The 18,980-nt window shown below is 64.5% G+C and carries 20 protein-coding genes and 1 pseudogene; 12 read left to right on the top strand and 9 right to left on the bottom strand.

Annotated features, from left to right (window positions below; genetic code table 11):
* Position 1: 1 nt before the first annotated feature.
* The 3 genes from CK221_RS19000 to CK221_RS18990 all read right to left on the bottom strand — a co-directional run bounded on the left by CK221_RS19000 (position 2) and on the right by CK221_RS18990 (position 2,808).
* Positions 2-460 carry a hypothetical protein gene (locus CK221_RS19000; RefSeq protein ID WP_164748180.1) on the bottom strand — a complete coding sequence of 153 codons (459 nt, stop codon included), beginning with the start codon at positions 458-460 and terminating at the stop codon, positions 2-4.
* A 63-nt stretch (positions 461-523) separates the two neighbouring features.
* The gene (locus CK221_RS18995) at positions 524-1,561 is read right to left on the bottom strand and encodes a zinc-binding dehydrogenase (protein WP_095778812.1); all 1,038 of its coding nucleotides are present in this window, start codon (positions 1,559-1,561) and stop codon (positions 524-526) included.
* A gap of 5 nt (positions 1,562-1,566) precedes the next feature.
* Complete coding sequence (locus CK221_RS18990) at positions 1,567-2,808, bottom strand: acyl-CoA dehydrogenase family protein (RefSeq protein WP_095778811.1); 1,242 nt, start codon at positions 2,806-2,808, stop codon at positions 1,567-1,569.
* 114 nt (positions 2,809-2,922) lie between these two features.
* Between CK221_RS18990 and CK221_RS18985 the strand changes: the two genes are divergently transcribed.
* The 6 genes from CK221_RS18985 to CK221_RS18965 all read left to right on the top strand — a co-directional run bounded on the left by CK221_RS18985 (position 2,923) and on the right by CK221_RS18965 (position 6,640).
* Positions 2,923-3,738: an SDR family oxidoreductase gene (locus tag CK221_RS18985; RefSeq protein WP_095778810.1), complete on the top strand. Its 816-nt coding sequence runs from the start codon at positions 2,923-2,925 to the stop codon at positions 3,736-3,738.
* 51 nt (positions 3,739-3,789) lie between these two features.
* Positions 3,790-4,269, top strand: a complete 480-nt coding sequence (locus CK221_RS18980) for a MaoC family dehydratase (RefSeq protein ID WP_095778809.1) — start codon at positions 3,790-3,792, stop codon at positions 4,267-4,269.
* Positions 4,266-5,303: a phosphotransferase gene (locus CK221_RS18975; protein WP_095778808.1), complete on the top strand. Its 1,038-nt coding sequence runs from the start codon at positions 4,266-4,268 to the stop codon at positions 5,301-5,303. Before CK221_RS18980 ends, CK221_RS18975 begins: the two co-directional genes overlap by 4 nt.
* Positions 5,304-5,339: 36 nt before the next feature.
* Positions 5,340-5,495, top strand: coding sequence for a hypothetical protein (locus CK221_RS30800; protein ID WP_245299772.1), 156 nt, complete (start codon positions 5,340-5,342; stop codon positions 5,493-5,495).
* Between the two features lie 106 nt (positions 5,496-5,601).
* A complete protein-coding gene (locus CK221_RS18970) occupies positions 5,602-6,246 on the top strand; it encodes a TetR/AcrR family transcriptional regulator (RefSeq protein WP_067002597.1) in 645 nt (214 codons plus the stop codon).
* A gap of 157 nt (positions 6,247-6,403) precedes the next feature.
* Positions 6,404-6,640: a DUF680 domain-containing protein gene (locus CK221_RS18965; RefSeq protein WP_067002599.1), complete on the top strand. Its 237-nt coding sequence runs from the start codon at positions 6,404-6,406 to the stop codon at positions 6,638-6,640.
* An 87-nt stretch (positions 6,641-6,727) separates the two neighbouring features.
* Here the strand turns inward: CK221_RS18965 and CK221_RS18960 are convergent, their stop codons facing one another.
* From CK221_RS18960 to CK221_RS18940, 5 genes are all read right to left on the bottom strand, one after another.
* Positions 6,728-6,946 (bottom strand): hypothetical protein, encoded by a 219-nt coding sequence (locus CK221_RS18960; RefSeq protein ID WP_095778807.1) that lies wholly within the window; start codon positions 6,944-6,946, stop codon positions 6,728-6,730.
* A gap of 85 nt (positions 6,947-7,031) precedes the next feature.
* The gene (locus tag CK221_RS18955; protein WP_095778806.1) at positions 7,032-7,616 is read right to left on the bottom strand and encodes a sarcosine oxidase subunit gamma; all 585 of its coding nucleotides are present in this window, start codon (positions 7,614-7,616) and stop codon (positions 7,032-7,034) included.
* Positions 7,609-10,617, bottom strand: a complete 3,009-nt coding sequence (locus CK221_RS18950) for a sarcosine oxidase subunit alpha (RefSeq protein ID WP_095778805.1) — start codon at positions 10,615-10,617, stop codon at positions 7,609-7,611. Before CK221_RS18950 ends, CK221_RS18955 begins: the two co-directional genes overlap by 8 nt.
* Complete coding sequence (locus CK221_RS18945) at positions 10,614-10,910, bottom strand: sarcosine oxidase subunit delta (protein ID WP_067002607.1); 297 nt, start codon at positions 10,908-10,910, stop codon at positions 10,614-10,616. The genes CK221_RS18950 and CK221_RS18945 overlap by 4 nt, the downstream gene beginning before the upstream one ends.
* 85 nt (positions 10,911-10,995) lie before the next feature.
* Positions 10,996-12,249, bottom strand: a complete 1,254-nt coding sequence (locus CK221_RS18940; RefSeq protein ID WP_095778804.1) for a sarcosine oxidase subunit beta — start codon at positions 12,247-12,249, stop codon at positions 10,996-10,998.
* Between the two features lie 253 nt (positions 12,250-12,502).
* Between CK221_RS18940 and CK221_RS18935 the strand changes: the two are divergent.
* From CK221_RS18935 to CK221_RS18910, 6 genes and pseudogenes are all read left to right on the top strand, one after another.
* Positions 12,503-13,261: pseudogene (locus CK221_RS18935) on the top strand (SDR family oxidoreductase).
* A 108-nt stretch (positions 13,262-13,369) separates the two neighbouring features.
* Complete coding sequence (locus CK221_RS18930) at positions 13,370-13,756, top strand: SET domain-containing protein-lysine N-methyltransferase (protein WP_067002611.1); 387 nt, start codon at positions 13,370-13,372, stop codon at positions 13,754-13,756.
* Positions 13,757-13,933: 177 nt separating this feature from the next.
* Entirely contained in the window at positions 13,934-14,197 is a 264-nt protein-coding gene (rpsU, locus tag CK221_RS18925) for a 30S ribosomal protein S21 (RefSeq protein ID WP_040969057.1), read from the top strand.
* Between the two features lie 135 nt (positions 14,198-14,332).
* The gene (locus tag CK221_RS18920) at positions 14,333-15,184 is read left to right on the top strand and encodes a tetratricopeptide repeat protein (RefSeq protein WP_067002613.1); all 852 of its coding nucleotides are present in this window, start codon (positions 14,333-14,335) and stop codon (positions 15,182-15,184) included.
* A 189-nt stretch (positions 15,185-15,373) separates the two neighbouring features.
* Positions 15,374-15,850, top strand: coding sequence for a DUF992 domain-containing protein (locus CK221_RS18915; RefSeq protein ID WP_067002615.1), 477 nt, complete (start codon positions 15,374-15,376; stop codon positions 15,848-15,850).
* A gap of 195 nt (positions 15,851-16,045) precedes the next feature.
* On the top strand, positions 16,046-17,497 hold the full coding sequence (locus CK221_RS18910; protein ID WP_245430680.1) for an MFS transporter: 1,452 nt from the start codon (positions 16,046-16,048) through the stop codon (positions 17,495-17,497).
* On the opposite strand, the gene coaBC is transcribed toward CK221_RS18910, so the two are convergent.
* On the bottom strand, positions 17,494-18,966 hold the full coding sequence (coaBC, locus tag CK221_RS18905; protein ID WP_210200034.1) for a bifunctional phosphopantothenoylcysteine decarboxylase/phosphopantothenate--cysteine ligase CoaBC: 1,473 nt from the start codon (positions 18,964-18,966) through the stop codon (positions 17,494-17,496). The genes CK221_RS18910 and coaBC overlap by 4 nt on opposite strands.
* Between the last annotated feature and the right edge of the window lie 14 nt (positions 18,967-18,980).

Below are 18,980 nucleotides of genomic sequence, written 5' to 3'. Positions count from 1 at the left end.
GCTACTTGCCGGTGAAATCGGGCAGCCGAATGTATGGATTGCGCTGATCGTAGGGATATCTTGGCTCGCCTTTGCCAGACGAAACGGCTCCCGCTATGAGCACTCCTTTCGGCCCAAATTGATAATCGATGCCGGCACAAAGATGCGCGAGCGTTTCATAGTCGAAGTTGCGCAATTCGCTGCCGGCTGCGAATGCAGCCGCTTTCATCGCATCCGACGAAAGCGAGCCGAGCATGCTATTGCGATAGGCCCTGACCTTGGCCTTGCTGAGCCGCGATGACTGGCATTCAGAGCCGACGACGCGCGCCAGCATGATATTTCTAATTGCGGTCGATGCTGGATCATTCAAAGAGGCCGAATATTTATTGAGAAAATAGTTCGTACCCGGATCATTGGTCATCGACTTGCGCCAAATGGGCGGGAACTTGTCGGCGGCCTCGGCACTAAATGTACCTGCCATTGACACCAGGACGAATCCGACAAACCACCGTAGCCTCATAGACGCGACCTCGAGTTATTTTGATCAGGGCTTAACAAACACCTTGCCGTTCGGCTTGGCCAGCTCGTCCGACAGCCTGGCCATCGCCTCGTCCAGCGGCACCACCGCTGTCACATCCGTCGACCAGCGCCCGTCGGAAAATCTCTTCTGTGCCTCCAGCACCGCCGGGCCGAGCCGGTCGCGGAACTGCCGCATCCATTCGGCCAGCCAGAAGCCTTCGATGCGCTTGTGCTGGAAGATCAGTTGGCCGGGCTCGCGGATGACAGTCGGCTCGGCGTCGAGCCTCCCATAGACGATCCAGCGCGAGCGCTTCGGCATGGCGTTGAAGATGGCCGAGGCAAGCAGTCCGGTCACTGCGTCCAGGAAGATGCGGGGCTGCTCCGCCTTCATCACCTCGCGCAGCGCGGCCTCGAAATCCGCCGCCTTCTCGTTGAGCGCATGGGCGGCGCCCAGCCCTTTCAGCAGCGGGATCTGCTCGTCGCGGCGCACGGTGACGATCGGCCTAAAACCCTCCTCTTTCGCCAGCCCGATGATCAGCTTGCAGAGCTGGCTGGAGCCGGCAGTCATGATGAAGGCCCTCTCACCCTCCTGCTTGACGATATCGAACATGGCTAAAGCGGTCAGCGGATTGACGATCATCGCCGCGGCGTCCTCGTCGCGCACCGTGTCGAGCAGTGGAATGCAGGAAGCCGCCTCGGCAACCGCGTATTCTGCCCAAGCACCCCAGTTCGACACGCCGGTGGCGAATGCGACGCGCTTACCCGCAAGGCTTTTTGCGTAGGCGTCCTCACCAGTCGCGACGACAACGCCTACGCCCTCAAATCCGGCCGGCCGGCCCTGCACACGGGGCTGGCCGTATTGCCCTGTGATGAAGGCGATATCGGACGGGTTGATTGAGGCGAGACTGACCTTGATCAGCGCTTGTGTCGGACCAGGCGCCGGCACGGCGATGCTGCCGGGCTTCAAATAAGCCTCCATCGCCTCCGGCACGCTGGCCGAAGGCGTTTTGCTGTAGCCGTCGCCGACAAGCAGCAAGCCTCGCATTTCCGATGGAAGCGTCATGGCGGTCAGATCTTCTCCTGCGTGTATTTCCTGAGCTCGGCGCGCGCCACCTGCCGCCGGTGCACGGCGTCGGGCCCGTCGGCCAACCGCAGAGTTCTTAGATGCGTCCACGAGCGGGCGAGCGGCGTATCTTGGCTGATGCCTTGCGCGCCGAACATCTGCACCGCCTCGTCGGTGACCTTGAGCGCGACGCGCGGCGCTACCACCTTGATCTGGCTGATCCAAGGGGCCGCAGCGCGTGCATCGCCCTGGTCGATCATCCAAGCTGCCTTCAGGCACAGGAGCCTCGCCATCTCGATCTCCATGCGGCATTCGGCGACGATGTCGAAATTGGCGCCGAGCTTTGCCAGCGATTGGCCGAACGCCTCGCGCCGCACCGAACGCTGGCACAGCATCTCCAGCGCCATCTCGGCCTGGCCGATCGCACGCATGCAATGATGGATGCGGCCTGGCCCAAGCCGTCCCTGCGCGATCTCGAAGCCCCTGCCCTCGCCGAGGATCAGGTTCGCCGCCGGCACCCGCACATCCTTGAACCTCAGATGCATATGGCCATGCGGCGCGTCGTCGTCGCCATAGACCTGCATAGGCCGGAGCTTGGTGGTCCCCTCGCTCTCTGCCGGCACCAAGATCATCGAATGCCGGCGATGCTGCGGCTCCTCGTCCGAGCCGGTCCTCACCATGACGATATAGATGGCGCAGCGCGGGTCGCCGGCCCCGGACGCCCACCATTTCTCGCCGTTAAGCACATAGTCGTCGCCCTGCCGCTCGCAGCGCATCGAAATATTGGTGGCATCGGATGAGGCGACGTCCGGCTCGGTCATCAGATAGGCCGAGCGGATCTTCCCTTCGAGCAGCGGCTCCAGCCATTGCCGCCTGTGCTCTTCCGAGCCGTAGCGCTCCAGCACTTCCATATTGCCGGTATCGGGCGCCGAGCAGTTGAAGGTCTCTGCGCCGAGATGCGCCTTGCCCATCTCCTCCGCCAGATAGGCATATTCGACCGTCGACAGGCCGTAGCCGCGCTTGGAATCGGTCAGCCAGAAGTTCCACAGCCCGCGCTCCCGCGCCGTCTTCTTCAGCCCTTCGAGGATTTCGGTCTGCCTGGCCGTGTAAGTCCAGCGGTCACCGTTTCTGCCGACCTCGGCGAGAAACTCCTCGCCGAGCGGCGCGATCTCGTCGCGCACCATCGCGGCCACGCGCTGATGGATCGGCTTCAGCCGCTCGGTCATGCCGAGGTTCATGTCCGCCATCGGTTCCGACCCTTTCGCTTCTTTATCCGTGGCAAGGATGACCGTACTTCGGCTAGCCTTGTCAACGTGAGTCCGTCGGTTCCGGCCGGGACGAGGCGCGCGGGAGGAATTTGGATGAGCTATCTCGACAAGCTGTTCTCGGTCGCCGGCAAGACCGCGCTTGTGACCGGTGCCGCAACCGGCATAGGCCGCATGGTCGCGACCGGACTGGTGCAGGCCGGCGCCTCCGTGATGATCGCCTCGCGCAAGGGCGAGGACTGTGTGCGGGTCGCCGACGAAATCAATGCGCAGGGCGGCTCCGGTCGGGCCGAGGGGTTTGCCGGCGACGTGTCCAGCGAAGCGGGCATCGCCGCGCTGGTTGCCGAGGTGAAGGTCCGAACGGACCGGCTGCACATCCTGGTCAACAATGCCGGCATTTCCTGGGGCGCGCCGCTCGCAGAGTTTCCCTACCACGCCTGGACCAAGGTGTTCGGCGTCAACGTCACCGCCGTCTTCCACCTGACGCGCGAGCTTTTGCCGCTGCTCGATGCCGCAGCAAGCGACGACGACCCGGCCCGCGTGATCAATCTGGGCTCGGTGATGGGCACGCAGCCGCTGGCCGACGATGCCTATTCCTACACCGCCTCCAAGGCTGCGGTGCATCACCTGACGCGCACGCTGGCGATCGAATTCGCCGCCCGCCGCATCACCGTCAACGCCTTTGCGCCCGGTCCCTTCCAGAGCCGCATGACGGCCTTTGCCACCGCCACGGAGGAGCAGGCGAAACGTGTCGGCACCCATGTTCCGCTCGGCCGCATCGGCGTGGCGGATGACATTGCCGGCGCAACGCTCTATTTGTGCAGCCGTGCCGGAAGCTATGTCACCGGCGCCATCCTGCCGATCGACGGCGGCCAGTCGGTGCAGCACGGGATGACATTGTTCAAGGAGTAGGACGCCCGGTTCAAGCAATCGCGATCCGGGCGGGGTGCGGAGGACATCAGCGTGGAACCGATCAGTCTCAATACGCTTCTGGCCAGCGTCGGCAAGGAAGTCGGCGTGTCGCCCTGGCGCACGGTGACGCAGCGCATGATCGATCAGTTCGCCGACGCCACCGACGATCACCAGTTCATCCATTGCGATCCGGAACGCGCCGCGCGCGAGACGCCGTTCGGCGGCACCATCGCGCACGGCTTCCTGTCGCTGTCGCTGCTGTCGGCCATGACCTTCGAGACCATGCCGCCGATCGAAAACACCAAGATGGGCGTCAATCACGGCTTCGACACGTTGCGCTTCCTGGCGCCGGTGAAGACCGGCTCGCGCATCCGCACCCATTTCGTGCTGGCCGACGTCAAGGTGCGGCCTTCGGGATGGGTGCAGACGGCGCACGACGTCACCATCGAGATCGAAGGATCGAAGAAGCCGGCGCTCACCGCGCGCTGGCTGACCCTGACGCTGATCGAGCGCCAGCCCGAGACCGCATGAGCGGCGACGCCAACGCGCTCGACCAAGCAGCGCTTGCGCCTTATCTCGAAGCGCATGTGCCGGGTTTTTCCAAGCTTTGCGCGGCCCAAAAATTCAAGTCCGGACAGTCGAACCCGACCTATCTGCTGACCGCCGCCAGCGGCCGCTACGTGCTGCGCGCCAAGCCGCCGGGGCAGTTGCTGAAATCGGCGCATCAGGTCGACCGCGAATTCCGGGTCATGCAGGCGCTGAGCACGACCTCCGTGCCGGTGCCGCGCATGCTCCATCTTTCAGGCGAGGTGACGCCGATCGGCCGCATGTTCTACGTCATGGAGTTCCTCGACGGGCGCATCTTCTGGGATCCGTCGCTGCCGGATACATCCGGCAATGACGAGCGTGCCGCGATCTACGACGCCATGAATGCGACCCTCGCCGCCCTGCACCAAGTCGATGTCGAGGCTGTGGGCTTAGGCGATTTCGGCAAGCCCGGCAGCTATTTCCAGCGCCAGTTCGCGCGTTGGACAAGTCAGTACCGCGCCTCCGAAACCGAAAGCATAGCCGCTGTGGATCGGCTGATGACCTGGCTGGAGACGCATATGCCGGCCGATGACGGCCGGGTCTCGCTGGTCCATGGCGACTTCCGATTGGACAATATGATTTTCGCCAAGGACGAGCCCAAGGTCATCGCCGTGCTCGACTGGGAACTGTCGACGCTTGGCCATCCCTTTGCCGACCTCGCCTATCAATGCATGCAATGGCGGCTGCCGCATGCGTCTGGCTTTCGCGGCCTAGACGGCGTCGACCGCGCCTCGATCGGCCTGCCGTCCGAGGAGGCCTATGTCGCCGCCTATTGCCGCCGGCGCGGCATCGACGGCATCGGCAACTGGACCTTCTTCCTCGCCTTCTCCTTCTTCCGCCTGGCGGCGATCTGCCAGGGTGTCTACCGCCGCGCGCTGGACGGCAATGCCTCCAACCCGGAAAAGGCCAGGACCTATGGCGAGGCGGTGAAGCTGCTCGCCGCGCTGGCGGTGGAACTGATTGACAAGAAAAGTTGAGGGAGCCAAGCCACGGGCCGTTTCGATGGAGCGACGGTGCTGATCACCGGTGCGACAGGCGGTCTCGGCAGCGGCGCGGCCAAAGCCTTCGCCACTGAGGGCTCGCGGCCATGCGCAGGCGCTGGACGGCGGCATCAGCGCGATTTAGTTCAGAAAAAGTGGGTAGCGGCTTTCCTGTTCGGAATTAAGTAGGAACAAAGCGTTAGGGCGTATCTTGGGGAACCAGGCCGCTCCCTTGTCCGTTTCCGTACAGCGTATATAATTTTATCAGGCAACCAACCATAAAGGCAGGCGGAAATTGCCGCTGAGCGTTCAGAAACGCCGCGAGAAACAGAAAGCCGAGCTTCGTTCCGAACTGGTCGACGCAGCTCACAAGCTTGTGCAGGAAGAGGGCTACGAAGGGCTTACCATTCGCAAGCTTGCCAAGCGGGTCGGCTACGCGCCGATGTCGGTCTATTCCTATTTTGCCGATAAGCAGGACATCCTGTTCGCGCTCGCCGAGGACGCGTTCGAAACGCTTGCCCGCCGCATCGAGGAGCACCCGGCAGACGATCCCGTTGAGGCGCTGCGGGCTGTGATGACCGAGTATGCCGCCTTCGGGCTCGGCAATCCCAATGAATACCGCACCGTCTTCATGACAGAGAAGACCCGGCTGCCGGAAGGCCGGAGCTACGAGGACATGGAACAGGGCAATCCGGCGATGAAGGTGCTGATCAGCAGGGTCGAGGCCTGCGTCGCAGCCGGCAAGCTCAAAGGCGACCCTCGCGCCATAGCCACCATGCTGTGGACCGTTGGCCACGGCACGATTTCGCTGCTGATCACCTTTCCCTTCTATCCGTTCGGCGACCCCCAGGCCTATGTGAAGCGGATGTGCGATTTTATGTTGGCCTCGTTGTCGGCGCAGCACATACCCCCGCTCACCGATACACCCGTCAACTGCTGACCGGCTGCGCCGGTTTGAACAAGCCGGTCGCTTGATTCGCGAGGCCGGTACTCCGTTCAAGACAATTTGTCGTACGTGTACAAATTGCCTCTTGAATTCGGCCTCCGTTAACCGTATCTGTACGTTGTATCGTACATGTACGATTGGAGACGGAAAGATGAAAAAGACAATCCTCGCGCTCGCTGCCGTGCTGTCTCTCTCAGGCGCCGCTTGCGCTGGCGGGAGCCAGCCGGCCAAGCACGCCCCTGCGGCCTGCACCCAGACTCACACCAATCAGGCGCTCGACTGCGCCGCGACCGGCTCGGTGGAAAAGACCGATGCCGCCAACATCCAGACGAACAAGAGCCCGCGGCTCGGCATCGACGTGAACCCTTGGTTCGTGCCCGGCCTCTAATCACCGCCAAATCGCAAACGAAAACGGGCGACACTTGGCCGCCCATTTTCGTTTCGCCTGAAGCCCGATTTGACAGCGGCAGCGGCTCTACTTCTTGCGCGACTTCATTCCAGGCAAGGTCTTGGCCCTGCCAGGCTTTGCTGGGCCGCCGGGGATGGTGGTGCTGGTAATCGATACCGGATCGCTGGCCGGGAAGGTGTCCTCGAGGCCTTCCTCGAGCTCTTCTTCCTCGATCTCGCGATCCCGCTCCAGCGAACGGACCGCCTCTGTCTTCTTGGGCGTCTTCGGCGCGGATTTGGACGGCATCGGCAGTCTCCTCGCAAGCCGCAGAAACGGCCCGGACCGGTGAAGGTTTCCCCGAGGCCGGCCCTTCGGACCGGTTGGCGCAGGATCAGTTCGCCGCGTCGCTCGCCGCTTCCGACAGCAAAGTAAATACATAGTCCGAGAAGGAACGCCAGCATTCCACCCGGAACGTGTCTTCAGCGGTACGCAGCAGCACGATCTCGGACTTGCCGAGAATGGTGCGCGATGCTGCCCCGACCGGGAAGGCCTCGAGCGACAGGTCCTGTGGGCAACCGGAATTGACCGTCACCGCGGCCGCCGGCCCGGCAACCGAGATCGCCACATTGCGATGCGAGATGCCGACCGCGGAGTGCAGCGCCGAGACCTTGGCGCAGTCGGCCAGCGGATCGTTGCCGGCGTCGTCGATGACCAGCCATTCGTCCGGCCCGAGCCATAAGGCGGTGCGCCCGCCTTTCGCCGCCGAGCTCTTCGGCTTCGCCGGCAGCGTCACGGCGAGCGCCTTGGAAAGCGCGGCGACGGAAGTTTCGGGCGCGCGCAGCGAGATGCGTTCGGCCGGCGGCAGGATCTCGACCTTGACGGCCGGCGCCGACACCGCGCGGCCGGCAAGTGCCGGACGCCGTTCGGTGGCAGCTGAAGCGTCGGCGGCTTTTGTCTTGGCGGCAGCCTTAGCCATTGAGGCGCTCCCCCTTTTCGTCGACGAACACCATGCCGGTGACCTCCACCTCGATCGTGCCGTTCGGCATCGGCACATAGAGCGTCTGGCCCATGCGATCACGGCCGCCGGCGACCAGCGCCAGCGCGATCGAGCGCCCGCAGTTCTCCGACCAGTAGCTGGAGGTGACGTGGCCGATCATCTTCATCGGGATCGCCTGTTTCGGATCCTCGACGATCTGCGCGCCTTCTTCCAACACGACCTTCGGATCCTTGGTCTTCAGACCGACCAGTTGCTTGCGGCCCTTGGCGACGAGATCCGCGCGCATCATGCCGCGAATGCCGACGAAGTCGGTCTTTTTCTTGCCGACCGCCCAGTCGAGACCGGCATCGTTCGGCGTCACCGTGCCGTCCGTATCCTGGCCAACGATGATGTAGCCCTTTTCGGCGCGCAGCACGTGCATTGTTTCGGTGCCGTAAGCGGTCGCGCCATGCTTCTGGCCTTCGGCCCACAGCGCTTCCCACACCGCTTCGCTGTAGTCGGCCGGCACGTTGACCTCGAAGCCGCGCTCGCCGGTGAAAGACATGCGGAACAGCCGCGTCGGCACGCCGCAGATCTTGCCTTCGCGCACCGACATATGCGGCAGTGCCTCGTCCGACATGTCGATGCCTTCGACCAAAGGTTCGATGATTTTCCGCGCGCTCGGCCCCTGCACGGCGATCACCGCCCATTGCTCGGTGATAGAGGTCAGCCAGACATTGAGATGCGGGAACTCGGTCTGGAGATAATCCTCCATGTGATGCATGACACGCGGCGCGCCGCCGGTGGTCGTCGTCACATGGAAGCGGTCCGGCGCCAGCCTGCCGACGACGCCGTCATCATAGATGAAGCCGTCCTCGCGCAGCATGATGCCGTAGCGGCAGCGGCCGGGCTCCAGCTTCTCCCACGGGTTGGTGTAGAGCAGCTCCATGAACTTCGCCGCATCCGGCCCGACGACCTCGATCTTGCCGAGCGTGGAGGCGTCGAACAGGCCGGCCGCTTTGCGCACCGTGACGCATTCGCGGTTGACAGCGGCGTGCATGTCCTCGCCGGCTTTCGGGAAATACCAGGCGCGCTTCCACTGGCCGACATCCTCGAACACGGCACCTTGGGCGGCCGCCCAGCCATGCGTCGCCGTGCGGCGCGTCGGGTCGAACAGCGCGCCACGCGCATGGCCGACGATCGAGCCGAAGGTGACCGGCGTATAGGGCGCGCGGAACGTGGTGAGACCAACCTGCGGGATCGGCTTGCCGAGCGTCTCGGCGGCGATCGCCAGGCCGTGCATGTTCGACGTCTTACCCTGGTCGGTCGCCATGCCGTTGGTGGTGAAGCGCTTGACGTGCTCGATCGAGTGCATGCCTTCATGCACCGCCTGGCGAATGTCCTTGGCGGTGACATCGTTCTGAAAATCGACGAAGGCCTTGACCGTGGTGCCCGGCCCGGCGCCGGGCGCAGCGCCAAGCATGCCGCGTGACCAGCTTTCACTGGCATCGACCTTCGGCTTGGCGCCCTTGCCCATCTTGCCGCTGGAATCCTTGCCGCCGGCGTCCCTTGCCGCCTGGGCGCCTGCCGCATAGGCCTCGTCGACCGTTGCCTCCAGACCGTCCGTGCCGTTGCAGGCGCCGACCGAGACGCAGTCCTGCGCATAGGTCCCCGGCACGAAGCGTCGCGCCTCCTCGTTGAAGGCGACCTTGCCGCGCGACTGCGAGAACAGATGCACCGACGGCGTCCAGCCGGCGGACATCAGGATGGCGTCGACCGCGATCGTGCGCTCGCCGCCGCCGTTCTTCGGCTGCACCGTCATCGACGATACGCGCAGCTTGCCGCCGGCGCTAACCACAGCGCGACCGAAATTGATCTCGATGCCGAGGCTCCTCGCTTCGTCGATCGCCGCCCCCGACGGGTTGTCGCGCAGGTCGACGATGGCAGCGACATTGACGCCGGCCTTCCTCAGGTCGATCGCGGCCGCGTAGGCCGAGTCGTTTGCCGTATAGACGCCGACATTCCTGCCGACCGCCACGCCATAGTGGTTGAGGTAGGTGCGCGCCGCCGATGCCAGCATGACGCCCGGCCGGTCGTTGTTGGCGAACACCATGTGACGCTCGATGGCGCCCGTCGCGAGCACGACCCGCTTGGCGCGAACCTGCCACAGGCGCTCGCGCGCCAGCTCCCGGCCGGGGCTCTTGAGATGGTCGCTGACCCGCTCGACCAGGCCGACGAAGTTCTGTGCGTAGTACCCGAAAGCTGTCGTGCGCGACAGCACTCGGACATTGTCCATCGCCCTGAGTTTGGCGATCGCGGCTTGTGCCCAGGCAAAGCCGTCCTGGCCATCGATCCTGGCGCCGCTCTCGAAGCGCAGGCTGCCGCCGAATTCGGCCTGCTCGTCGGCGAGGATCACCCGCACGCCGGTTTCGGCTGCGGCAAGCGCCGCAGTGATGCCGGCCGCACCGCCGCCCAGCACCAGCACGTCGCAATGCGCGTAGCGCGCCGCATAATGGTCGGGATCCGGCCGGTCGGGGGAAACGCCAAGGCCGGCCGTCGCGCGGATCTTCGGCTCATAGAAATTCAACCAGGCCGACTTCGGCCACATGAAGGTCTTGTAGTAGAAGCCGGCCGAGAACATCGGCGAGGCAATGTCGTTGACCGCGCCGACATCGAAGGCGAGCGAGGGCCAGCGGTTCTGCGAATTGGCGGTGAGCCCGTCATAGAGCTCCTGCACGGTCGCGCGCACATTCGGTGTCTTGCGCGCGTCGTCGCGAACGATCTGCACCAGCGCGTTGGGCTCTTCCGCGCCGGCCGACAGGAAGCCGCGCGGCCTATGGTATTTGAAGGATCGGCCGACCAGATGGACGCCGTTGTCAAGCAAGGCCGAGGCCAGCGTGTCGCCCTCGATGCCGAGATAGGACTTGCCGTCGAAGCTGAACGAGGCGGTCTTGGCCTGGCTGAGACGCCCGGCGCCGGAGATGCGGAACGACGCGTTCATTTCGAGGCTCCAGGCAGCTTCGCGGGCTTCGGCTCGCCGGCCTTGTAGGTCATGACGAACTTGTCGGTGACGGTGTCGCGCACGGCGTTGAAGAAGCGGGCGCAGCCATGGATATGCCGCCAGCGCTCATAGATGACGCCTTTCGGGTTCGAGCGGATGAAGAAGAATTTCTCGAAATCGTCTTCGCTTTCGGCGGCAATGTTGGTCGGGCGCGCGATATGCGCCTCGCCGGCATTGCGGAACTCGAGTTCCGGGCGCTCTTCCTCGCAATAGGGACAGCGGATGAGAAGCATCTAGGTTGATCCTACAATTCGCCATGGCCGACGCGGGCGCCGGCCGGTTGATCGCAAAGCTTCTGGCAGGCCATCTCGGCCATCATCAATGCGCCACCGCCGCCGCCGCCGCTTCGTCGATGAGACGGCCGGTGCGGAAGCGCTCGAGCGTGAAGGGCGCGTTGATCGGGTGCGGGTCGTCCCTGGCGATGGTGTGGGCAAAGACGTTGCCCGAACCTGGCGTCGCCTTGAAGCCGCCCGTGCCCCAGCCGCAATTGACATAGAGGCCCTTGACCGGCGTCTTAGCCAGGATCGGCGAGCGGTCGGGGGTCACGTCGACGATGCCGCCCCAGGAGCGCAGCATCTTCATGCGGGTGAAGATCGGGAACATTTCGCAGATGGCGTCGAGCGTGTGCTGCAGGATGTGCAGGCCGCCGGTTTGCGAATAGGAGATATACTGGTCGGTGCCGGCGCCGATGACCAGCTCGCCCTTGTCCGACTGCGAGATGTAGGCGTGCACCGTGTTCGACATGATGACGCATGGCACCACCGGCTTGACCGGCTCCGAGACCAGCGCCTGCAACGGATAACTCTCCAACGGCATGCGCACGCCGGCCATATCCATGATGACCGACGAATGGCCGGCCGCGACGACGCCGACCTTCTTGGCGCCGATGAAGCCGCGCGTCGTCTCGACGCCGGTGACCGCGCCGTTGGCCGCGCGCTTGACGCCGGTGACCTCGCAGTTCTGGATGATGTGCACGCCGCGCGCCGAGGCGCCGCGCGCATAACCCCAGGCGACCGCATCGTGGCGGGCTGTGCCCCCGCGGCGCTGCAGCGCGGCGCCCATGACCGGATAGCGCGCCTCCTTGGAAATGTTGAGCGGCGGACAGAACTCCTTCGCCTGTTCCGGCGTCAGCCACTCATTGTCGATGCCGTTGAGGCGGTTGGCATGGATGTGGCGCTTGAACACCTGAACGTCATGCACATTGTGCGCGAGCATCATGACGCCGCGCGCCGAATACATGACGTTGTAGTTGAGCTCCTGGCTCAGTCCGTCCCACAACTTCAGCGCATGGTCGTAGATGCCGGCGCTTTCGTCATAGAGATAGTTGGAGCGGATGATGGTGGTGTTGCGGCCGGTGTTGCCGCCGCCGAGCCAGCCCTTTTCCAGCACCGCGACATTGGTGATGCCGTGCTCGCTCGCCAGATAATAGGCGGTGGCCAGGCCGTGGCCGCCGGCGCCGACGATGATGACGTCGTATTCCTCCTTCGGCTCGGGTGAGGTCCATTGCTCTTCCCAGCCCTTGTGGCCGCGCATCGCCTCGCGGGCAATGGCGAATACGGAGTATTTCTTCACGTTCAGCCTCGCGCCAAAAATCGCGGATCTCGGCCGGGCATCCCCCGGCGCGCGTGGTGTATCACTAGCGAAAGCGCGTAGCCACCCTTGCGCTGTTTGCGACGGCGCTTGCCGTTTTGCGCCGCGGCTGCGCGGCGCATGCCCGACAACTCGCATTCCGATCGGCAAGTCAGCTTTCGGGTGGCTGCCGAAATGCCGATTTGCGACCAAGCATCCCACCACCGGCTGGACCGGCATAGAGAAAGGATGAGAAATGTTCGCACTCACCAACAAGGTTGCCATCGTCACCGGCGCCAGCTCCGGCATCGGCCGCGCCACGGCCGGTCTATTCGCCGAGCAGGGCGCCAGTGTCGTCGTCGCGGCGCGCCGCCGGGCCGAGCTCGATGCACTCGTCGGCGAAATCGAGACGGCCGGTGGAACCGCAATTGCACTCGCCGGCGATGTCCGGGACGAAGCCTATGCCAGAGCTCTGGTCGAGCTTGCGGTCGAAAGGTTCGGCGGCCTCGACATTGCCTTCAACAATGCGGGCGCCGTCGGCTTGATGGCGCCGGTACCGGAGATGGCGCCGGCGACTTGGCACGACACGATCGACACCAATTTGACCAGCGCCTTCCTCGCCGCAAGGCACCAGATCCTGGCGATGCTGGAGCGCGGCGGCGGCTCGCTGATCTTCACCTCGAGTTTCGTCGGCTATACCGCCGGCATGCCGGGCATGGCCGCCTATGCCGCCGCCAAGGCGGGGCTGATCGGGCTGACGTAGGTGCTGGCCGCCGAATACGGCCCGAAAGGGCTGCGCGTCAACGCGCTGTTGCCCGGCGGCATCGACACGCCCGGCGCCACGACCACGACGCCCGAGGCGCGTGCCTTCGTCGAAGGTATCCATGCACTGAAGCGCATGGCGCAGCCCGAGGAGATCGCCCGCTCCGCGCTCTACCTTGCCTCGGACGCCTCAAGCTTCACCACTGGCACGGCACTGTTTGCCGATGGTGGCGTCTCGATCAATCGGACGTGAATCATCTGACGGTCGGCAGCCATGCTCATCCGCTGAAATCGCGCGACGGGGCCTTGCATTCCGGTCCGTTTTGACGATTTGGTTTCCCGTCGAAAACGGATCGGAACGATGCTGCTGATCAGAACCTATGTAGCCCAGAGCGCCATCGAAGGCGTCGGCGTTTTCGCCGCCGAGCCGGTCAGGAAAGGTGCCTCCATCTGGCGGCTCGATCCCGATTTCGACCGGCTGATCCCCATGGAGAAATACGAGAAGGCGCCGCCGCATCTCAAGGAATTGCTCGACCGCTACGCCTATCCGAGCCCGGACAAGCCGGGTTTCATGGTATATGAGGTCGACAATGGCCGCTTCATGAACCATGCCGAGCGGCCGAACACGGATTTCTCCCAACATGGTGGCGCCACAGCGACCCGGGATATCGCGGCCGGCGAGGAAATCACTTGCGACTATGGCGAATTCTTTGAGGATTTCGCGCGCCTGCATCTTGCGACCGCCTAAGGCTCAGACCCGCAAGGCACGGTACTCGGGCTTCCGATCGCGGTTTCCTGCAATCAACGATGGACAGCACGGCCTGATTCTGCTATCAGCCGGCACAATTCGCGGTGCAGGTCACTGCGGAGGCATGCGGCTATGGGCTGCTTGCCTGAGATTTCAAACCCGAAGACAGGATTGCACGTGCAGGTACTCGTCCGCGACAACAACGTTGATCAGGCGCTTCGCGCGCTGAAGAAGAAGATGCAGCGCGAAGGTATTTTCCGCGAAATGAAGATGCGCGGTCACTACGAAAAGCCGTCCGAGAAGCGTGCCCGCGAGAAGGCGGAAGCCGTCCGCCGCGCCCGCAAGCTGGCCCGTAAGCGCGCCCAGCGCGAAGGCCTGCTGCCGATGACCCCGCGCCCGGCTCCGGCTGGTGCTGCCGGCGCATCGCGTTCGCCGCGCTGATACCGTCAATTTTTCGTCCTTTTCGAAGGATACCGAGGGTGGCGCGATGCGGAATCGCCGCCACCTTTTGTTTATGCGTTCGAGCCGGTTCGGAGAGGGAACGGACCTGACGGCGCGGCGCCAGTGAGGACTGAGATGAACGCAATTACCGTGGAGCGCAGAACCGCTTTTCGCGGCTTCGCCCTGACGGCGGCCCTGCTTTCGGGCCTGACCCTTGCAGCATGCCAGACCGCCCCGACGGGGGAGTTCAACAATATCGACAAGGCGCAAGGCTCGACCGAGAACATCTCCTCGCTGTCGGCTGTCATCCAGCGCAATCCTCAGGATCCCGAGGGTTACAATGTGCGCGGCTCGGCCTATGGCCGCGGCGGCCAGTACCAGGCGGCGCTCAAGGATTTCGACACCGCCATCCAGCTCAATCCGAACTTCTATCAGGCCTATTCGAACCGGGCGCTCATCCAGCGTTTCCTGGGCAACCAGCAAGCAGCGCTTGCCGACTATAACCGCTCGATCCAGATCAACGCCAATTACGACGCCGCCTATATCGGCCGCGGCAATCTCTATCGCAAGGCTGGCCGCGTCAACGACGCGTTCAACGATTTCCAGAAGGCGATCCAACTCGACACGACCGACGCCCGCGCCTACCACAATCGCGGCCTGATCTATCAGAGCCAGGGCCAGCACAAGTTCGCCATCGAGGATTTCTCGACCGCAATCTCGCTGGCGCCGGACGCAGCCGAGCCCTACAACGGCCGCGGCCTGTCCTATCTCGCCATGAATGACGAGGACAACGCCTTCGCCGACTTCAACATGGCCATCAAGCTCGACGGCAAGAACGCCGAGGCCTGGGCCAACCAGGCGCTGATCTACGAGCGACGCGGCGACAAGGAAAGGGCGGCCAAGTCCTACCGCGAGGCTGTCCACCTCGACCCGAACTACCAACCCGCCAAGGACGGCCTGTCGCGCACCTCGGCCGGCGCCAGCTGATCGGAAGCTAAGGCCGCCGGGGGTCCGGTCGCCCGCGATGGGTCTATTGCGGCGCTGACACGCCGATGTGACCCGTTAGTCGCCAAGGGCGATGCGCTGGCTCGCCATGCTCGCGCCAAGTTTTGGGCGGAACGCTCCTCGCACCTCGACCGTTTAACCGGGGCCGTTTGTTGCGAAAGGACATTTCCGATGATCAAGACACTTGCCTGTGCCGCCGCCGCGCTTGCCGCCACGGTCCTCGCTTCTCCGGTCAGCGCCGGCACGCTCCGGCTCGGCACGCTCGATTGCACCATCGACGGAGGCACCGGTTACGTCATCACCTCCAACAAGGGCGTGTCCTGCGTCTTCCGGCCCTATCATCACGGCCCGGCCGAGCTCTACACGGGCATGATCTCCAAGCTCGGCGTCGATATCGGCCGGACGCATCAAGGTCAGCTTGTCTGGGCGGTTCTCGCCGCCACCCGCCACCATGACGCGGGCGATCTCGCCGGCAGCTACTACGGCGTCAACGCGGAGGCGAGCGTCGTGACCGGCGGCGGCGCCAATCTTTTGGTCGGCGGCCTCGACGGCGCCTTCATGCTCGAGCCGCTGAGCGTCCAGGCGCAGACCGGCGTCAACCTCGCTGTTGCCGTGGCTTCGCTGGACCTCGTCCACTCCTATAAGTGAAATTTCAAATCAATTAGCACCGATACGGCCTGGGACGCTCGTTCCGGGCCGAATTTTTAGCACGCTGCTCGCTGACATCGCCGAAAAAGCCTCTTGAGCTCAACTGCGCTTGAGGTTCTACAAGCCCTGCCGAACTGGATCTGGCGCTTCGTTCGCAATGCGGATGAGGTTGCGGAAAACAAGCGGGAGATCGACGTGACGGCAGCAGGCGGCGGCAAGGTGGCCGGCAACAAGGTGGACTGGCGAGCACTGTGGGTAAGCGGCGACCTGGCGCGTTTCTGCTTTGTCAGTCTCGGCATCCTGCTGCATGCCACCAATGAGACTATGGTGGCGACGGTGATGCCGGCCATGGTCGGCGAGCTGGCCGGCGTGCAGCTGGTTGGCTGGTCGCTCGCGATCTATGAGCTCGGCGCCATCGTCGCGGGTGCGGCCGCCGGGCGGCTGGTGAGCTATGTCGCGCTGCGCTCCAACATGATGGTCGCCGCCCTGCTCTACGCAGCAGGCGCGCTGATCTGCGCGGCGGCACCCTCCATGCCGTTCTTCCTCGCCGGGCGGCTGGTCGAAGGACTTGGCGGCGGCGCGCTGGTGTCGCTCGCCTTCGTTTCGGTCGAGCGTCTCTTTCCGCGCAACATCTGGCCGCAGCTCTTCGGCATCATGTCGGCGATCTGGGGCGTCGCCGCCTTCAGCGGACCGATGCTCGGCGCTGTTATGACCGAGTTCCTGTCATGGCGCTGGGCCTTTGGCGTCTTCACTTTCGGCGGCGCGGCGATGGCGCTGGCGAGCTTTATCGTGCTGGACACGCCGGAGGCGACGAGGCCGCAAGCGGGCAGCGGCACGGCGCCGCCCTTTCCCTATCCGGCGCTTGCCTGTCTCGCCATGGCCGTCGTGCTGATCGCTGCCGCCGGCATCGACATCGCCCTGCTGCGCTCGTCGCTGCTGCTGGCCGTCGGGCTGATCGGCCTGGCGCTTTTCTTCCGCATCGATGCCCTCAGGCCGCGCTCGCGCCTGTTTCCGGCACCTTTGTTCTCATGGCGCTCGCCGCTTGGCTCAGGCATGACCATGGTTGCGGCCTTCTCGGTAGCGACCTGCACGTTCACCATTTACGGGCCGCTGCTGCTCACCACGCTGCACGGCATTCCGATCCTGACCACCGGCTATATCATCGCTGCCGAATCCATCGCCTGGTCGATCCTGTCGATCCTCATCGCCAATGCGCCGCTGGAACGCGAAAGACTGATCATCGTCGTCGGCGCGCTGATGATCGCCTCCGGTCTTGCCGGTTTCGCCTACGCCATCCCCGCAGGTTCGATCCCGCTGATCCTGCTCTGCGCTCTGCTGCAGGGTGGCGGCTTCGGCGTCTGCTGGCCGTTCCTGACGCGTGTCATCGTCGCTTCGGCCCGCGACGGCGAGCAGACGATCGCTTCCGCCGCCGTGCCGACCATGCAGCGGATCGGCTACGCGGTGGGCGCGGCCCTTGCCGGCATTGTGGCCAACGCCAGCGGCTTCTCGCAAGGCCTCAGTCGTGACGCGGCTGCAGGCGTGGCCGGCTGGCTCTTCCTCGCCTTCGTGCCGCTTGGGATCCTCGGCTGCATCGCCGCGCTGCGGATCGCGCTGCCGCCAATGCGACCGCAGGCAGCGGCCAGCTAAACCACTGTCGTTTTCAGCCGCTCGGCAATCGATGCGGCGAGCCGTGTCGCCACCTCGTCCTTGCCCATCTCCGGCCACTCCTCGATGCCCGTGCGCGAGACGATGCGCACCTTGTTGCGATCGCCGCCCATAACGCCGGAAGAGCCGATGCCGCTCCCATGCGAGACGTCGTTCGCGACGATGAGATCGGCGCCCTTCTTCCTGAGCTTGGCCTCGGCGTTGCCGATGAGGTCCTGCGTCTCGGCGGCAAAGCCGACGACAAGACCGGGCCTCTGCGCATGATGGCCGACGCCCGCCAGGATGTCGGGATTCTCGACCATCTTGAGCGACGGCGGGCCCTTCCCTGCCACCTTCTTGATCTTTTCACCGGCGGCATTCGCGGTGCGCCAGTCGGCGACGGCCGCGACGAAAACAGCCGCGTCCGCCGGCAAAAGGCTCTCGACCGCTTCCTTCATCTCGGCCGCTGTTTCCACATGCGTGGTCTTCACCCCGGCCGGATCGGCGATGTTGACCGGACCGGACACGAGCCGGACATCGGCGCCGAGCTTCGCCAGTGCCGCCGCGATAGCATGGCCCTGCTTGCCGGACGAACGGTTGGCGATGTAGCGCACCGGATCGATCGGCTCATGCGTCGGCCCCGAGGTGACGATGATCTTGCGGCCGGCAAGCGGCTGCGGCTTCTCGTCGAGCATCGCCTCGATCGCGGCCACGATTTCCAGCGGCTCGGCCATGCGGCCTTCGCCCGCCTCGTTGCTTTCCGCCATCTCGCCCTTGGCCGGCCCGACAAAGGCGATGCCATCCTTCTGCAAGGTCGCCCGGTTGCGCCGCGTCGCCGGATGCGACCACATTTTCGGATTCATCGCCGGCGCCATCAGCACTTTCTTGTCGGTCGCGAGCAGCACCGTCGAGGCGAGATCATTGGCATGGCCGTTGGCGAGCTTCGCCATCAGGTCGGCGGTGGCCGGCGCTACGACCAGCAGATCGGCCTCGCGCGACAGCCTTATGTGGCCGACATCGTGCTCGTCATTGCGGTCGAAGAGTTCGGTGAAAACATGGTCGGCCGAAAGCGCGCCGACGGACAACGTGGTGACGAATTCCTGCGCGGCTGATGTCATTACCACCCGGACAGAAGCGCCGCGCTCGCGCAGGCGCCGGATCAGATCGAGCGATTTGTAGGCGGCGATCCCGCCGCCGATGACGAGAAGGACGCGTTTGCCGGAGAGCGTTCCGCGAACTGACGGCCTGCCGGGCATGTCGGCGATAGGCGGTGCTTGCTGGCCGGGGCCGGTCAGCGCGCGCAACGTCTTCTCGATCTGGTCGATGCGGTCGGCCTGTCCTGCCCGGCCCTCAACCGCCGCCCTGATCATCGCCCGGGCCTGCTCCTCCATCGAGCAGCCATTTTCGGCAGCCAATTGGCGCAGCAGGTCCTTAACTCCATCGTCAAGGTTGCGGATCGTGATGCTGGCCATCTGATTGCACCCGC

The sequence above is a fragment of the Mesorhizobium sp. WSM3868 genome (genome assembly GCF_002294785.1).
Taxonomy (GTDB): Bacteria; Pseudomonadota; Alphaproteobacteria; order Rhizobiales; family Rhizobiaceae; genus Mesorhizobium.
The sequence above is the reverse complement of the archived record's forward strand: the minus strand, read 5'-3'. Positions and strand labels throughout refer to the sequence as shown.

What these genes read in the sequence shown, in the direction of transcription:
- CK221_RS18990 (WP_095778811.1), bottom strand. Translation starts at nt 2,808, where the DNA reads ATGGCGGACATGAACCTCGGCATGACCGAGCGGCTGAAGCCGATCCAT.
- CK221_RS18975 (WP_095778808.1), top strand. Translation starts at nt 4,266, where the DNA reads ATGAGCGGCGACGCCAACGCGCTCGACCAAGCAGCGCTTGCGCCTTAT.
- CK221_RS18955 (WP_095778806.1), bottom strand. Translation starts at nt 7,616, where the DNA reads ATGGCTAAGGCTGCCGCCAAGACAAAAGCCGCCGACGCTTCAGCTGCC.
- CK221_RS18915 (WP_067002615.1), top strand. Translation starts at nt 15,374, where the DNA reads ATGATCAAGACACTTGCCTGTGCCGCCGCCGCGCTTGCCGCCACGGTC.
- CK221_RS18920 (WP_067002613.1), top strand. Translation starts at nt 14,333, where the DNA reads ATGAACGCAATTACCGTGGAGCGCAGAACCGCTTTTCGCGGCTTCGCC.
- CK221_RS18945 (WP_067002607.1), bottom strand. Translation starts at nt 10,910, where the DNA reads ATGCTTCTCATCCGCTGTCCCTATTGCGAGGAAGAGCGCCCGGAACTC.
- CK221_RS19000 (WP_164748180.1), bottom strand. Translation starts at nt 460, where the DNA reads ATGGCAGGTACATTTAGTGCCGAGGCCGCCGACAAGTTCCCGCCCATT.
- CK221_RS18965 (WP_067002599.1), top strand. Translation starts at nt 6,404, where the DNA reads ATGAAAAAGACAATCCTCGCGCTCGCTGCCGTGCTGTCTCTCTCAGGC.
- CK221_RS18995 (WP_095778812.1), bottom strand. Translation starts at nt 1,561, where the DNA reads ATGACGCTTCCATCGGAAATGCGAGGCTTGCTGCTTGTCGGCGACGGC.
- coaBC (WP_210200034.1), bottom strand. Translation starts at nt 18,966, where the DNA reads ATGGCCAGCATCACGATCCGCAACCTTGACGATGGAGTTAAGGACCTG.
- CK221_RS18985 (WP_095778810.1), top strand. Translation starts at nt 2,923, where the DNA reads ATGAGCTATCTCGACAAGCTGTTCTCGGTCGCCGGCAAGACCGCGCTT.
- CK221_RS18960 (WP_095778807.1), bottom strand. Translation starts at nt 6,946, where the DNA reads ATGCCGTCCAAATCCGCGCCGAAGACGCCCAAGAAGACAGAGGCGGTC.
- CK221_RS18930 (WP_067002611.1), top strand. Translation starts at nt 13,370, where the DNA reads ATGCTGCTGATCAGAACCTATGTAGCCCAGAGCGCCATCGAAGGCGTC.
- CK221_RS18950 (WP_095778805.1), bottom strand. Translation starts at nt 10,617, where the DNA reads ATGAACGCGTCGTTCCGCATCTCCGGCGCCGGGCGTCTCAGCCAGGCC.